General features: G+C 34.4%; 13 protein-coding genes and 3 tRNA genes. 8 read left to right on the top strand and 8 right to left on the bottom strand.

The window, feature by feature from the left end; all coding sequences use genetic code 11:
* The first annotated feature begins 17 nt into the window (after nt 1–17).
* Complete coding sequence (locus tag HT721_RS03700; protein WP_173212967.1) at nt 18–2,561, top strand: YfhO family protein; 2,544 nt, start codon at nt 18–20, stop codon at nt 2,559–2,561.
* A gap of 26 nt (nt 2,562–2,587) precedes the next feature.
* Here the strand turns inward: HT721_RS03700 and HT721_RS03705 are convergent, their stop codons facing one another.
* Nucleotides 2,588–5,230, bottom strand: a complete 2,643-nt coding sequence (locus HT721_RS03705; RefSeq protein WP_100910940.1) for a YhgE/Pip domain-containing protein — start codon at nt 5,228–5,230, stop codon at nt 2,588–2,590.
* A 127-nt stretch (nt 5,231–5,357) separates the two neighbouring features.
* On the opposite strand from HT721_RS03705, the gene HT721_RS03710 reads away from it, so the two are divergent.
* Entirely contained in the window at nt 5,358–5,900 is a 543-nt protein-coding gene (locus HT721_RS03710) for a TetR-like C-terminal domain-containing protein (protein WP_049511269.1), read from the top strand.
* A 40-nt stretch (nt 5,901–5,940) separates the two neighbouring features.
* On the opposite strand, the gene HT721_RS03715 is transcribed toward HT721_RS03710, so the two are convergent.
* The 7 genes from HT721_RS03715 to rlmH form a co-directional block, all read right to left on the bottom strand.
* Nucleotides 5,941–6,014, bottom strand: a tRNA-Asn gene (locus HT721_RS03715).
* 5 nt (nt 6,015–6,019) lie between these two features.
* Nucleotides 6,020–6,091, bottom strand: a tRNA-Glu gene (locus HT721_RS03720).
* 51 nt (nt 6,092–6,142) lie between these two features.
* The gene (gene comE, locus HT721_RS03725; protein WP_000866069.1) at nt 6,143–6,895 is read right to left on the bottom strand and encodes a competence system response regulator transcription factor ComE; all 753 of its coding nucleotides are present in this window, start codon (nt 6,893–6,895) and stop codon (nt 6,143–6,145) included.
* Nucleotides 6,892–8,217: a competence system sensor histidine kinase ComD gene (gene comD, locus HT721_RS03730; protein WP_173212969.1), complete on the bottom strand. Its 1,326-nt coding sequence runs from the start codon at nt 8,215–8,217 to the stop codon at nt 6,892–6,894. Before comD ends, comE begins: the two co-directional genes overlap by 4 nt.
* Nucleotides 8,218–8,237: 20 nt before the next feature.
* Nucleotides 8,238–8,363, bottom strand: coding sequence for a competence-stimulating peptide ComC (comC, locus tag HT721_RS03735; protein WP_173212972.1), 126 nt, complete (start codon nt 8,361–8,363; stop codon nt 8,238–8,240).
* Between the two features lie 165 nt (nt 8,364–8,528).
* Nucleotides 8,529–8,602: transfer RNA gene (locus tag HT721_RS03740), tRNA-Arg, on the bottom strand.
* A gap of 43 nt (nt 8,603–8,645) precedes the next feature.
* Nucleotides 8,646–9,125, bottom strand: coding sequence for a 23S rRNA (pseudouridine(1915)-N(3))-methyltransferase RlmH (gene rlmH, locus HT721_RS03745; protein ID WP_173212975.1), 480 nt, complete (start codon nt 9,123–9,125; stop codon nt 8,646–8,648).
* 183 nt (nt 9,126–9,308) lie between these two features.
* On the opposite strand from rlmH, the gene HT721_RS03750 reads away from it, so the two are divergent.
* From HT721_RS03750 to ychF, 6 genes are all read left to right on the top strand, one after another.
* The gene (locus HT721_RS03750; protein ID WP_050242853.1) at nt 9,309–10,490 is read left to right on the top strand and encodes a S1C family serine protease; all 1,182 of its coding nucleotides are present in this window, start codon (nt 9,309–9,311) and stop codon (nt 10,488–10,490) included.
* A gap of 57 nt (nt 10,491–10,547) precedes the next feature.
* Nucleotides 10,548–11,306 carry a ParB/RepB/Spo0J family partition protein gene (locus HT721_RS03755; RefSeq protein WP_173212977.1) on the top strand — a complete coding sequence of 253 codons (759 nt, stop codon included), beginning with the start codon at nt 10,548–10,550 and terminating at the stop codon, nt 11,304–11,306.
* Nucleotides 11,307–11,518: 212 nt separating this feature from the next.
* Complete coding sequence (gene dnaA / locus HT721_RS03760) at nt 11,519–12,880, top strand: chromosomal replication initiator protein DnaA (protein ID WP_023944973.1); 1,362 nt, start codon at nt 11,519–11,521, stop codon at nt 12,878–12,880.
* Between the two features lie 158 nt (nt 12,881–13,038).
* Nucleotides 13,039–14,175, top strand: coding sequence for a DNA polymerase III subunit beta (dnaN, locus tag HT721_RS03765; RefSeq protein WP_050209154.1), 1,137 nt, complete (start codon nt 13,039–13,041; stop codon nt 14,173–14,175).
* Nucleotides 14,176–14,239: 64 nt separating this feature from the next.
* The gene (locus HT721_RS03770) at nt 14,240–14,434 is read left to right on the top strand and encodes a DUF951 family protein (protein ID WP_000285191.1); all 195 of its coding nucleotides are present in this window, start codon (nt 14,240–14,242) and stop codon (nt 14,432–14,434) included.
* A gap of 84 nt (nt 14,435–14,518) precedes the next feature.
* Nucleotides 14,519–15,634: a redox-regulated ATPase YchF gene (gene ychF / locus HT721_RS03775; protein WP_001218712.1), complete on the top strand. Its 1,116-nt coding sequence runs from the start codon at nt 14,519–14,521 to the stop codon at nt 15,632–15,634.
* Nucleotides 15,635–15,676 lie beyond the last annotated feature (42 nt).

Below are 15,676 nucleotides of genomic sequence, written 5' to 3' on the forward strand. Positions count from 1 at the left end.
ACATTTTATGAGGTAACATGAAATTATTTTTTAAAACATATTGGACCTATTTTGTTTCTTTCATCATTCCCATAATCATTATGATAGGAGTATACCTATCTCAAGGTATCTACTGGAATAGCGACAACTCTCCTCTATTAGGAGATGGTTTTCATCAATACGTTATTTTTGATGTAGCTTTACGAAATATCCTACATGGAAATGGTAGTCTGTTTTACACCTTTACAAGTGGCCTCGGATTAAATTTCTATGCCCTATCTAGTTATTACTTGGGAAGTTTCCTTTCACCTCTAGTTTACTTTTTTGATCTAATGAATATGCCAGATACTGTCTATCTGACAACTCTCTTAAAATTTGGATTGATTGGACTGTCAACTTACTTTAGTTTAAATAAATTATTTCAATCGATTCCTAAGCCTTTAAAACTAGCTTTATCTACTTCCTATGCTCTGATGAGTTTCACTGTCAGTCAATTAGAGATAAAAACCTGGCTAGATGTTTTTATCTTGATTCCTTTAATTATAACTGGTTTACATCTGCTGATAACTGAAAAGAAATTCCTATTGTACTTTACAAGTCTGTCAATTTTGTTTATTCAAAATTATTATTTTGGATATATGACAGTATTGTTTCTTATTTTCTGGTATCTCTGTCAAATTTCGTGGGACTTTAAGACTCGAAAATCATCTGTTCTTGATTTCATAGTTATCTCCTTTTTAGCTGGTATGGCTAGTTTGATTCTGACTCTTCCTACTCTGTTTGATTTACAGACACATGGGGAAAAATTGACTGAAGTTACAAAGTTTCAAACTGAAAGTAGCTGGTATCTTGATCTCTTTGCTAAGCAATTCATCGGTTCCTTTGATACAACAAAGTATGGGGCTATTCCAATGATTTTTGTAGGACTACTTCCCTTTATTTTGACCATTTTATTTTTTACGCTGAAATCCATTAAGTTTCACGTGAAACTTATCTATGCAATCTTCTTTGAATTTCTAATTGCTAGCTTTTATATAGAAGCTCTTGATTTATTTTGGCAAGGCATGCATACTCCAAACATGTTTTTACATCGCTATGCTTGGATTTTCTCTACCTTGTTAATTTACACAGCAGCGGAAGTCTTAAATCGTCTGAAAGAAATTAAAATCTGGAATTTTTTAGTTTCGCTTTTTCTTATAGTAACAGGATTTTTAGCTACCATATATCTAAAATCACATTATTCTTTTTTAACAGATTTGAATATTCTGCTTACTCTTGAATTTTTGGTTGTCTATTCGCTTTTACTCCTTGCAGTTATCAAAAAGTTTATCTCTGTAAATCTATTTGCCATTCTAATCTCTTTATTTATAATGGTTGAAATGAGTTTAAATGCTTCATCTCAAATAGACGGAATTGCTAAAGAATGGGGTTTTGCTTCTCGAAGTTCATATAATCGAGATATCCCAGCTATGGAATCTTTCTCAACATATATTGGAAATCAATTTACTCGTAGTGAGAAACTAGAAACTCAAACAGGAAATGACAGTATGAAATTCAACTACAATGGAATCTCTCAATTTTCATCTGTTCGAAATCGTTCAGCAAGCTCTACTTTGGATAAACTTGGGTTTAAATCCTCTGGGACTAATCTCAATCTACGCTATGCAAATAATAGTATTTTGGCTGATAGTTTATTTGGCATCCAGTACAATATCTCAGAAAACCCTATTGATAAGTATGGTTTCCAAGATGTATATCAAAAAGATAATCTTACCCTATATGAAAATCAATACTCCCTTCCGATTGCATTTGCTAGTCAATCTGTTTACAATGATGTCAAGTTCAATGAACACACTTTGGATAATCAGGCCTCGTTTTTAAATCAACTTGCTAACGTCGATTTTGATTATTTTTCTCCAATCCCCTATGAAAAAACTGAAAATACTAATGATTTGACTAGTGTCACAAGTTCTTCAAATGAGGATGCATCAATACAGTATCAAATTGAAGTGCCAGAAAACAGCCAAGTTTATCTTTCTTTCACAAACCTTCACTTTTCTAATGACAAACAAAAGAAGGTTGACATCCTTGTCAATGGAAAAAAGAAAACTTTTACAACTGATAATGTCTTCTCCTTCTTTAATCTAGGCTATACAAAAGATACAAAAACTTTTAATATTCATGTTAGTTTCCCTGGAAATTCACAAGTATCATTTGAATCTCCTACCTTCTACCGTTTAGATACCCAAACTTTAACTGAGGCAATTCAAAAAATTAAAGAACAACCTGTCACAGTATCAACTTCTAAAAACAATGTTTTTGCTACATATGATGTCCAACAAGATACATCTATTTTTTTCACTATTCCTTATGACAAAGGTTGGTCTGCCTACCAAGATGATAAGAAAATAGAAATGAAACAAGCTCAAACTGGCTTTATGAAAGTTGACGTTCCTAAGGGAAAAGGAACTATTACACTTTCCTTTATTCCCAATGGTTTTATTACTGGAGCAATCTGTTCCTTTACTTCTCTTTTACTATTTGGAATCTATAATCACAAACGAAAATCATCTAAGACATAAAAAAATCGACCAGTTGGTCGATTTTTTTAATCTTCTTCCATTTTCTTAGGTTGATAGGCTAGCATACCTAAACAAATAAATAGTACTAATATAACGGCAAGGAAAATAACTTGATGATGAATATTTCCTGTCATAGAGATTGTTTGTCGTAATCCCGAAACTGAATAACTCATTGGTAACCAGGGATTAATAGCTCTAAAGAAATCATTTGTCAAGGCAAGTGGATAAGTACCTGCACTTGATGCTAACTGTAATAAAAGCAAGATAAGAGAAAAGAAAGCTCCTATACGACTATTCCATGTTGTTAAAGCGGTCACCATGGACATGAATACTAAACTTGTTAGGATAATGAGAATAAATGTTCTCATCTCATGATTTGCAGTTAAACCAATAAGATGAACTCCTCCATATACCAAAATTCCTGCTAAAACAGCTATAATACCATTTATTTCTGCTCGAGATTTCAACCAAGCCCAACGGCTCTCTGGATGACGTCCTGAAGGCAACTTCGCAAAGATCATATTCGTTGATATTGCTGCAACAAAGAGAGCAACTGATATCATATAAGGAGCCATTGCAATTCCATTTACAGGAACTTGGTCATTGTCAGTTTTGGATAGACTGAGAGGATTTGACAAAATCTCTGCATTTTTAGATTCTGTTGATGCTGACTTGAGTTGATCACTAGCATTACTTAGTCCTTGTCCTAAAGAAGCAGCTCCTGTCTGTAAACCTTCCAATCCAGAAGTTAACTTTGTTCCACCTTCTGCTAGTTTCCCAGATCCATCTGCCAATTTATTAGCTCCATTCTCTAATTGAGAAGCACCTGAAAGTAACTGACTGGATTTGTCTGCTAATTTCCCAGATCCTGATTGTAATTTATCAATTCCTGCTATCAATTCTTGACTCTTTTGATTCAATTGGTTAGAGCCAGTTGATAATTTTTCAATACCAGATACTAATTCTGGAGTTTTTTCAACTAATTGACCAACTCCTGCTGTCAAGTTAGAAGATTTTTGTGTCAAGGTAGTTGAGCCTGAAACTAGTTGATCCAGACTACCTGTCAAGGTGGAATTCTTTTCACTTAGTTGACTTGCGCCTTGAGAAACTTTATCAACACCTGCAGTATATGCATTTACACCCGATGTAATCGACTGACTGGCAGGAACTAATTTGCTAGCAACAGCTCCTTGTATCTCTGTTAATCCACTTGTCAATCCTGTCAAAGAAGTAGAAGCAAGCGGTAATACTTGATTAGCTTGATTTTTTAAAGTCGAAAGATTAGAAGATTGATTTTGTAAGTTTTCTAAACTTCCTTGTAAACCTTGAACTAAAGCTACAATTGACTGTGCTGATTGAATACTATCAGTCGAATTTTGAGATACAGAAGCACTTATCTCAGCTTGTTGCTCACTTGTCAATGATTGATAAGCTGCTGTCGATTGAATATTGGCTAATGTAGTTGCTTTTTCAGACTGAGCACTTGCTAACATTTGATTAGAAAGAGATGCTATACTTGATAAAACAGAATCTAATTGTTTTGTATCTCCAACATCAATATTTTGAATAACTTGATTTAACTGATTCAGACCAGAAGATAATTGATTAATTTGATCTTTTTTCCCAGACGAAGCATCTAACTTGCTAGAAAGTTGTTGAATTCCTTCACTTAATTGCTCCATACCCATTCGAAGTGTAGCTGATTGATTGGATAACTGATTAGCACCTGTTGCAAGATTTCCCACTCCATTGGTGTAGGCACTAACACCAGATGAAAATTGATTAAGACCAGCATTAAGCTGAGAAACACCGCCAGTATAGGATTCTACACCAGTATATAACTGATTGATTCCTCTTACTAATTCAGGACTTTTAGAAGATAATTGACCTAATCCGCTATCTAATTGACTCACTGCACCAGTATATGTAACTAAACCACTATTAAAATTTCCTAAGCCAAGATGAAGTTGTTCAACACCAGAAACATAAGCAGATAATCCTTTAGTAAACTGCTCCGTTCCATTTGAAAAGGTTAAACTTGAAGCTGCTAAAGAGTGTAGGTTAGTAGTTAATGTTTGACTTCCTGTCACTAACTGATTCACTCCATCAGTTAATTTTTCACTACCAGAAGCTGCTTGACTCATACCATCCTTTAAATTGACCATTTTGTTGAATAAAGCTTTAGTATAGGTCTCGGTTACATTGGTAGAAACACTCTGCTTTAATTGTGTCATTGCAGAATCACTCATCTTGCTGGCAATAAAACTATGACCACTTGAAGTCTGATAATCGATTTGCATTTGCTCTGGATGATCCGTTAAAATAGAAGCTGCTTTTTCAGATAAATCACTTGGTAAAGTCACTACCATATAGTAATCGCCATCTTCCAATCCCTTCTTTCCTTCCTCTTCATCTACAAAATGAAAATCCAAGGTTTTATTTTCTTTTAAATTGGTCACCATGTCTTTTCCTATAGACATGCTATTACCATTATAGGAAGCATCTTTATCATGATTGACAACTGCCACAGGTAAGTCAGACAATTGACCATATGGATCCCACATTGAGGACAAAAATATGATATTGTACAGAGCTGGAATAAGAGAAATCCCTATCATGACAATAATAAAGGTTGGTTTTTTAAAAATTGCTTTCCATTCTTTAAACATAGTTTCTCCTTTTTTAAACATATTGTCTAAAATTTTGATATAATAGATTATACAATAAAAAATCTAAATTACAAGATAAAAAATCCATTTTTAGACATATAGTCTAATTTGTTTACAAGGAGGAAATATGAAAGAAAGTAACAAACGCTTAAAAACAAAGCGAACTATTGAAAATGCTATGGTACAATTACTGATGGAACAGCCATTTGATCAAATTTCTACTGTCAAGTTAGCAGAAAAAGCCGGAATTAGTCGTTCCAGCTTCTATACGCACTATAAGGATAAGTATGATATGATCGAGCACTATCAAAGTAAGCTATTTCATACATTTGAATATATTTTTCAAAAACATGCTCATCACAAAAGAGATGCTATTTTAGAAGTATTTGAATATCTAGAATCAGAACCACTTCTGGCTGCCCTTCTTTCTGAAAATGGGACTAAAGAAATCCAAAATTTCTTACGAAATAAACTTCATATCATGCTTAGTACGGATTTACAAAAACGCTTTATGCAACTAAATCTAAATACCACTGAATTAGAATATAGTAGCATCTATCTAACTCATGCACTTTTTGGTGTTTGTCAAACTTGGATTGCACACGGAAAAAAAGAAAGTCCTCAAGAAATAACAGACTTCCTTATGATGATGCTTGGTGATACAAATTGATACAAAAAGAGGAACACAGTTGTGTTCCCTTTTATCTATACTCCGCCAGTAGGACTCGAACCTACGACATCATGATTAACAGTCATGCGCTACTACCAACTGAGCTATGGCGGATAAAATAGTCCGTACGGGATTCGAACCCGTGTTACCGCCGTGAAAAGGCGGTGTCTTAACCCCTTGACCAACGGACCTTCTATCTGTAGCAGATATAACCATTATATCAATTTCTTACTAATTGTCAATCACTTTTGAGATTTTTTCTCTAAAATATCTTTTAACTTTCTAATTTTTAACCTCGAAATAGGACAGCGATGGTCTTCATAGAAAACAACTTCTAGATTCTTTCGATCAATTTCTCTGATATTGCCTATATTTACCAAAAATGACTTATGAGGAGAATAAAATCGCTGAGTATGTTTGTCCTTTTCCTGAATATCTGTCATGGTACCGTAAAACTCTTTGGCAAAATTCTTACCAATAATGCGCAATTTATGAGAGACTCCTGTTGTCTCAATATACAAAATATCATGGTAAGGGATTTTTAAATCATTTCCCTTATAATTGTAGTCAAAATAATCTACAACATCTTCATTTTCAAGTAACATACTCTTCGTGTAGAAGATATTTTGCTCAATTCTCTTCTTAAACATCTCATCATTGATATCCTTATCAACAAAATCTAGGGCTGATACTTGATATTTATAGGTCAAAGTCGCAAACTCTGATCTACTGGTGATAAAGACGATAATAGCGTAAGGATTGTAATGACGAATGAGCTGAGCCACTTCAAATCCCTTTTTCTCAATTCCATGAATATCGATATCTAGGAAATAAAGCTGATTTACTTCATCATTTTCAATGTATTCTTCAAATTCACGGACTTTTCCTGTTGTCTTGTATGATATTGGAATATTCGATTCTTTCGAAATTTCATCCAATATTCTTTCTAGTCTCACTTGATGTTCAATAACATCCTCTAAAATTAAAACTTTCATTCAAATTCCCTCTTAAATCTAATAATTTGTCTAAATGTACTGCCTTCCATCTCTGTTTCTAAAATAATATTGTTGTACTTATCTAGTAGTTCTTTCACATTATTTAGGCCGACTCCGCGATTTCTTCCCTTAGTGGAGAATCCTAAGGCAAATAGATCTCCTGAAGGAGTCATCGTCATTTTACATGAATTCTGAATCACAATCACTGTTTCAGTTTCCATCTTAATAACTGCCACTTCCATCTGCTTTTTATAACTATCAGCCGATCCTTCGACAGCATTATTCAATAAAACGCTCATAATACGAACCAAATCCAATAGTTCAATTGGGAGCTTGGTAATCGTATCTTTTACTTCCAGTGTAAACTCTACACCATTATTTCGAGCATAGACAATGGACTGAGCAACCAAACTTCGTAAAGCTGAATCTTCTATGTTGTTCAAATCAAAGTAAGTGTACTTATCTGAACGCAGTTTATGATTAGCTTTAACCAAAACTTCGTTGTAAACTCTGTCAATTTCCTGTAAATTACCACTGTCAATTGCCATATGCATACTGACAAGCATCCCAGCATAATCATGTCGAAAACCACGAATTTCATTATACAGACCGACAATTTCATCTGTATAATTCTGTAAATGTTTCTGTTCAAATTTCTTCTGCTTCAACGCAATCTCTTTTTCTATTTGTTCTTTATGCGAATTCATTGCAAAGAAGGTCAAAAGGAGAGAGATAAAGACAATAGATGACAAAATACTTCCAAAACTATTCAAATGTTTAATCGTACTTACCATATCTGAAACGAAAGATGCAGTATGGAGCAGTAGTAAAGCAAAAAATACTTTTTTCAAGAAGGGATAAAGGTAGTCCTTATCAAAATAGTTTAGTTCTAGATGGAAATAATGAATGATTGTTACGATAACGACATAGGTCAATACCGTTACAACGAAAAAGAATGGGTAATAATATTGTAAAACAAAATTGTCTCCTGTTATAGAGGAGAAAGTTACGGACAGAAAGTTATGAGTGCTCTCATATAAAAGAGATAGTAGTAAACTTAGAAATAGTCCTCTATCCCTCTCATACTGTTTCATCCATCGAAAATAGGAATATAAGCCCAAAGGAAGTAAAAATGTTGCAGTCCCTAACCCATCCAAATTTAGAAGATAAAAGGAAAGTTCAAGTACTACTTCTACTAGTAATGTATAAGCACCAAAAACGTATAGCTCTTTTCTATTTATTTGACCTTTACAAATTAAACGGTAACTTTGACTAATAATTAAAAAATGACCAATAACTGTCCCAAATCCAAGTAAATTCATTACTCTTTCTCCTTATTTCATTACTTTTTTCGTTGGAAAAGAAAATCAAGGAGGATGTCTGAAATCCTACTTTCTCCACCTTTAATATTTTGCAAGTCTTTTTCCTTCAAGGCTACAAACTGTTCCAATTTAACTGTGTTTTTCATAATAAAATCTCCTAAAATGTTTTTTTCTTGTAAGCTAACTTACAAAAACCATTATACAAAATGGAATTTCATTTTAGATAAAATTCTCTCAACTGTCATTTTTTTCTCCCCAAGTGTACTTTTTTAAGAAAAAAGCCGGGAAAATTCCCAGCTTTGCTACTATATTGATCCCAGCAGGATTCGAACCTGCGACCGTTCGCTTAGAAGGCGAATGCTCTATCCAGCTGAGCTATGAGACCTAACACAATTATTCTACCAAAAATTCAATTAAAAGTCAATTCTCTATTTATGATAGGGTGATCCCTGCTGAATCGTAAAAGCGCGATAGATTTGTTCAACAAGAACTAGTCTCATTAACTGATGGGGCAAGGTTAAACGGCCAAAGCTGACAGAAAGATTGGCTCTCTTTTTTACAGCTGATGATAATCCTAAACTCCCTCCAATGATAAAGGTAAGAGTAGAAAATCCTTTTATAGAAGCTTCTTCTAAATTCTTACTAAATTCTTCCGAGGAGAAAGTTTTCCCTTCAATGGCTAACACAATAACAAAATCACGGTCACCAACTTTTGATAAAATTCTCTGACCTTCTATTTCTAAAATCTTTTGATTTTCTGACTCACTGGCCTTATCTGGTGTTTTTTCATCTGCTAGCTCAATCATTTCAAGTTTAGCAAATCGAGAAATTCGTTTTGAATACTCCGCGATACCATCTTTTAAATACTTTTCTTTCAGTTTCCCAACTGTTACAACTTTAATTTTCATGACTCTATTCTAACATATTCTCTATTTTTTCACATCTTATTCACAAAATAAAAAATAGATTTCAATTGAGAAAATCACAGTTTTAAAAGAGTTATCCACAGTTTGTGTAAAACTTTTTGTGTTTAAGTTATAATTAAGCTAGTCAGTTTATACTTTCAGTAATTCAAAAATATGGAGGCAAATATGAAACATTTAAAAACATTTTACAAAAAAGGGTTTCAATTATTAGTCGTTATCGTCATTAGCTTTTTTAGTGGAGCCTTGGGTAGTTTTTCAATAGCTCAACTAACTCAAAAAAGTAGTGTAAGCAACTCTAACAACAATAGCACTATCACACAGACTGCCTATAAGAACGAAAATTCAACAACACAGGCTGTTAACAAAGTAAAAGATGCTGTTGTTTCTGTTATTACTTATTCAGCAAATAGACAAAATAGCGTATTTGGCAATGATGATACTGACACAGATTCTCAGCAAATCTCTAGTGAAGGATCTGGAGTTATTTATAAAAAGAATGATAAAGAAGCTTACATCGTCACCAACAATCACGTTATAAATGGCGCCAGCAAAGTAGATATTCGATTGTCAGATGGAACTAAAGTACCTGGAGAAATCGTCGGAGCTGACACTTTCTCTGATATTGCTGTCGTCAAAATCTCTTCAGAAAAAGTTACAACAGTAGCTGAGTTTGGTGATTCTAGCAAGTTAACCGTAGGAGAAACTGCTATTGCCATTGGTAGCCCGTTAGGTTCTGAATATGCAAATACTGTCACTCAAGGTATCGTATCTAGTCTCAATCGAAATGTATCCTTAAAATCTGAAGATGGACAAGCCATTTCTACAAAAGCCATCCAAACTGATACTGCTATTAACCCAGGTAACTCTGGTGGCCCACTGATCAATATTCAAGGACAGGTTATCGGAATTACCTCAAGTAAAATTGCCACAAATGGAGGAACATCTGTAGAAGGACTTGGTTTCGCAATTCCTGCAAATGACGCTATCAATATTATTGAACAGTTAGAAAAAAACGGAAAAGTGACGCGTCCAGCTTTGGGAATTCAGATGGTTAATTTATCTAATATAAGTACAAGCGACATCAGAAGACTCAATATTCCAAGTAATGTTACATCTGGCGTAGTTGTTCGTTCTGTACAAAGTAATATGCCTGCCAATGGTCACCTCGAAAAATACGATGTGATTACAAAAGTGGATGATAAAGATATTGCTTCATCAACAGACTTACAAAGTGCTCTTTACAATCATTCTATCGGAGACACCATTAAGATCACTTACTATCGTAACGGTAAAGAAGAAACTACATCTATTAAGCTTGACAAGAGTTCAGGTGATTTAGAATCTTAATTGACATCTATGTAAAGAAAACTTTACATAATAGAAAAGATGTGTTAGTGTAGAATCATGGAAAAATTTGAAATGATTTCTATCACAGATATACAAAAAAATCCCTATCAACCCCGAAAAGAATTTGATAGAGAAAAACTAGATGAACTAGCACAGTCTATCAAAGAAAATGGAGTCATTCAACCGATTATTGTTCGTCAATCTCCTGTTATTGGTTATGAAATCCTTGCAGGAGAGAGACGCTATCGGGCTTCACTTTTAGCTGGTCTAAGGTCTATCCCCGCTGTTGTTAAACAGCTTTCAGACCAAGAGATGATGGTCCAGTCCATCATTGAAAATTTACAGAGAGAAAATTTGAATCCAATAGAAGAAGCACGTGCCTATGAATCTCTTGTAGAGAAAGGATTTACCCATGCTGAAATTGCAGATAAAATGGGAAAGTCTCGTCCATATATCAGCAACTCCATTCGTTTGCTTTCCTTACCAGATGCTATCCTTTCAGAAGTAGAAAATGGCAAACTATCACAAGCACATGCTCGTTCGCTAGTTGGATTGAATAAGGAACAACAAGACTATTTCTTTCAACGGGTTATAGAAGAAGATATTTCTGTAAGGAAATTAGAAGCTCTTCTGACAGAGAAAAAACAAAAGAAACAGCAAAAAAATGATCATTTCATACAAAATGAAGAAGAACAGTTAAAAAAACTACTCGGATTAGATGTAGAAATTAAACTATCTAAAAAAGATAGTGGAAAAATCATTATTTCTTTTTCAAATCAAGAAGAATATAGTAGAATTATCAACAGCCTGAAATAAGGCTGTTCTTTTATTTTTTTATCTCACAAGGTTATCCACTATTTTTTTCGATAAAAAGCTTAATAAATCAATAGTTTCTGACTTTATCCCCAACCTGTGGATAAAACTTGATAACATTGTGGATTATTTTTCACAGCTTGTGGAAAATTCTTACTATCTATGGTAAAATAGGTCTAGTATTAAACTTTTAAATAGTAAAGGAGGAGAAAGGATTGAAAGAAAAACAATTTTGGAATCGTATATTAGAATTTGCTCAAGAAAGACTGACTCGATCCATGTATGATTTCTATGCTATTCAAGCTGAACTCATCAAGGTAGAGGAAAATGTTGCCACTATATTTTTACCACGATCTGAAATGGAAATGGTCTGGGAAAAACAACTAAAAGATATTATTGTAGTTGCTGGATTTGAAATTTATGATGCTGAGATTACTCCTCACTATATTTTCACTAAACCTCAAGATACGGCTATCTCACAAGTTGAAGAAGCTACAAATTCAACTCTTTATGACTATAGTCCAAAGTTAGCATCTATTCCTTATTCGGATACGGGATTAAAAGAAAAGTATACCTTTGATAATTTTATTCAAGGGGATGGAAATGTTTGGGCAGTATCAGCCGCTTTGGCTGTCTCTGAAGATTTGGCCTTGACCTATAATCCTCTTTTTATCTATGGAGGACCTGGGCTTGGTAAGACTCACCTGTTAAACGCTATTGGAAATGAAATTCTAAAAAATATTCCGAATGCGCGTGTTAAATACATACCCGCTGAAAGCTTTATTAATGACTTTCTTGATCACCTAAGACTTGGTGAAATGGAAAAGTTTAAAAAAACCTATCGTAGTCTTGATCTTTTGTTAATCGATGATATCCAGTCACTCAGTGGAAAAAAAGTCGCAACTCAGGAAGAATTTTTCAATACCTTTAACGCCCTTCATGACAAGCAAAAACAGATTGTCCTAACCAGTGATCGTAGTCCAAAACATTTAGAAGGGCTCGAAGAAAGGCTTGTCACGCGCTTTAGTTGGGGATTGACACAAACTATCACACCCCCTGACTTTGAAACACGTATTGCCATTTTACAAAGTAAAACGGAACATTTAGGCTACAATTTCCAAAGTGATACTCTAGAATACCTAGCTGGGCAATTTGATTCAAATGTTCGAGATCTTGAGGGAGCTATCAACGACATCACTTTAATTGCCCGAGTAAAAAAAATCAAGGATATCACTATTGATATTGCTGCAGAAGCTATTAGAGCTCGCAAACAAGATGTTAGCCAAATGCTCGTCATCCCAATTGACAAAATCCAAAATGAAGTTGGTAACTTTTATGGTGTCAGCGTCAAAGAAATGAAAGGAAGTAGACGCCTTCAAAATATTGTGTTAGCCCGTCAAGTAGCCATGTATTTATCTAGAGAACTAACAGATAATAGTCTTCCAAAAATTGGGAAGGAATTTGGTGGTAAAGATCACACAACAGTTATTCATGCCCATGCTAAAATTAAATCTTTGATTGATGAAGACGATAATTTACGCTTAGAAATTGAATCAATCAAAAAGAAAATCAAATAACTTGTGGATAACTTTCGCTTTTTTATCTTTTTTATCCACATTTTTTAAACAAGCTAAAAAACTTGGTATGCCTTACTTTTAGTCTGTTTTCCACAGATTTCACAGACTCTATTATTACTATTATCCTTCTAATACTAAAAATAAATAAAGGAGAATCCATGATTCATTTTTCAATTAATAAAAATTTATTTCTACAAGCCTTAAATATTACTAAGAGAGCTATTAGCTCTAAAAATGCCATTCCTATTTTATCAACAGTCAAAATTGACGTGACCAATGAAGGTGTTACTTTAATTGGTTCAAATGGTCAGATTTCAATTGAAAATTTTATTTCTCAAAAAAATGAAGATGCTGGTTTGTTAATTACTTCTTTAGGTTCGATTCTTCTTGAAGCTTCTTTCTTCATCAATGTGATATCTAGTCTACCTGATGTAACTCTTGATTTTAAAGAAATTGAACAAAATCAAATTGTTTTAACCAGTGGCAAATCAGAAATTACCCTAAAAGGAAAAGATAGCGAACAGTACCCACGAATCCAAGAAATTTCAGCAAGCACTCCTTTGGTTCTTGAAACAAAATTACTCAAGAAAATTATCAATGAAACAGCTTTTGCTGCAAGTACACAAGAGAGTCGTCCAATTTTGACAGGTGTTCATTTTGTATTGAGTCAACACAAAGAGTTAAAAACAGTGGCAACAGACTCTCATCGTCTAAGCCAGAAAAAATTGACTCTTGAAAAAAATAGTGATGATTTTGATGTTGTCATTCCGAGCCGTTCTCTACGCGAATTTTCAGCGGTATTTACAGATGATATTGAAACTGTAGAGATTTTCTTTGCCAATAACCAAATCCTCTTTAGAAGCGAAAATATTAGCTTCTATACTCGTCTCCTAGAAGGAAACTATCCTGATACAGATCGCTTGATTCCAACAGACTTTAACACTACTATTACTTTTGATGTGGTAAACTTACGCCAGTCAATGGAGCGTGCTCGTCTTTTATCAAGTGCGACTCAAAATGGTACTGTGAAACTTGAAATTAAAGATGGGATTGTTAGCGCCCATGTTCACTCTCCAGAGGTTGGTAAAGTAAACGAAGAAATCGATACTGATCAGGTTACAGGTGAAGATTTGACCATTAGTTTCAACCCAACTTACTTGATTGATTCTCTTAAAGCTTTAAATAGCGAAAAGGTGACCATTAGCTTTATCTCAGCTGTTCGTCCATTTACTCTTGTGCCAGCAGATACTGACGAGGACTTCATGCAACTTATCACACCAGTTCGTACAAATTAAGTGAAAGAGGTTGAGCCTGGCTCGCCTCTTTTATGATATAATCGAAAAAGAAAAGGAGAGTAGTATGTATCAAGTTGGAAATTTTGTTGAGATGAAAAAACCACATGCTTGTACTATCAAGTCAACAGGAAAAAAAGCTAATCGTTGGGAAATTACACGTGTAGGAGCAGATATCAAAATAAAATGCAGTAATTGTGAGCATGTTGTCATGATGGGGCGCTATGATTTTGAGCGAAAAATGAATAAAATTATTGACTGAGAACCCTTAGTTAGAGGGTTAGCAAGTTTTCCCTTTTTGTGTTATAATATTAGGGATTGAAATGAAAACGGAGAACGAGAAAATATGGCTTTAACAGCAGGTATCGTTGGTTTGCCAAACGTTGGTAAATCAACACTATTTAATGCAATTACAAAAGCAGGAGCAGAGGCAGCAAACTACCCATTTGCGACTATTGATCCAAATGTTGGAATGGTGGAAGTTCCAGATGAACGTCTACAAAAATTGACTGAAATGATTACTCCTAAAAAGACAGTGCCAACAACATTTGAATTTACAGATATTGCAGGGATTGTAAAAGGAGCTTCAAAAGGAGAAGGGCTAGGGAATAAATTCTTAGCCAATATTCGTGAAGTAGATGCGATTGTTCACGTAGTTCGTGCTTTTGATGATGAAAATGTGATGCGCGAGCAAGGACGTGAAGACGCCTTTGTAGATCCACTTGCAGATATTGATACAATTAATCTGGAATTGATTCTTGCTGACTTAGAATCAGTGAACAAACGATATGCGCGTGTAGAAAAGATGGCACGTACGCAAAAAGATAAAGAATCAGTAGCAGAATTCAATGTTCTTCAAAAGATTAAACCAGTCCTTGAAGATGGAAAATCAGCTCGAACTATTGAATTTACAGATGAGGAACAAAAGGTTGTCAAAGGTCTCTTCCTGTTAACGACTAAACCAGTGCTCTATGTTGCTAATGTAGACGAGGATGTGGTTTCAGAACCTGACTCTATCGACTATGTTAAACAAATTCGTGAATTTGCAGCGACAGAAAATGCTGAAGTAGTCGTTATTTCTGCGCGTGCTGAGGAAGAAATTTCTGAGTTAGACGATGAAGACAAGCAAGAGTTTCTTGAAGCACTTGGTTTGACAGAATCAGGCGTTGATAAGTTGACTCGTGCAGCTTACCATTTGCTTGGACTGGGAACTTACTTCACAGCTGGTGAAAAAGAGGTTCGCGCTTGGACCTTCAAACGTGGTATGAAGGCTCCTCAAGCAGCTGGTATTATCCACTCAGACTTTGAAAAAGGTTTTATTCGTGCAGTAACCATGTCATACGATGATTTGGTGAAATATGGATCTGAAAAGGCCGTAAAAGAAGCTGGACGTTTGCGTGAAGAAGGAAAAGAATATATCGTCCAAGACGGCGATATCATGGAATTCCGCTTTAATGTCTAAAAAATTTAATGAATAGTATCAATTAGGTTGGAAAAAAATTCC

It is taken from the genome of Streptococcus sp. 4094, from assembly GCF_013277125.1.
Classification (GTDB): Bacteria; Bacillota; Bacilli; order Lactobacillales; family Streptococcaceae; genus Streptococcus.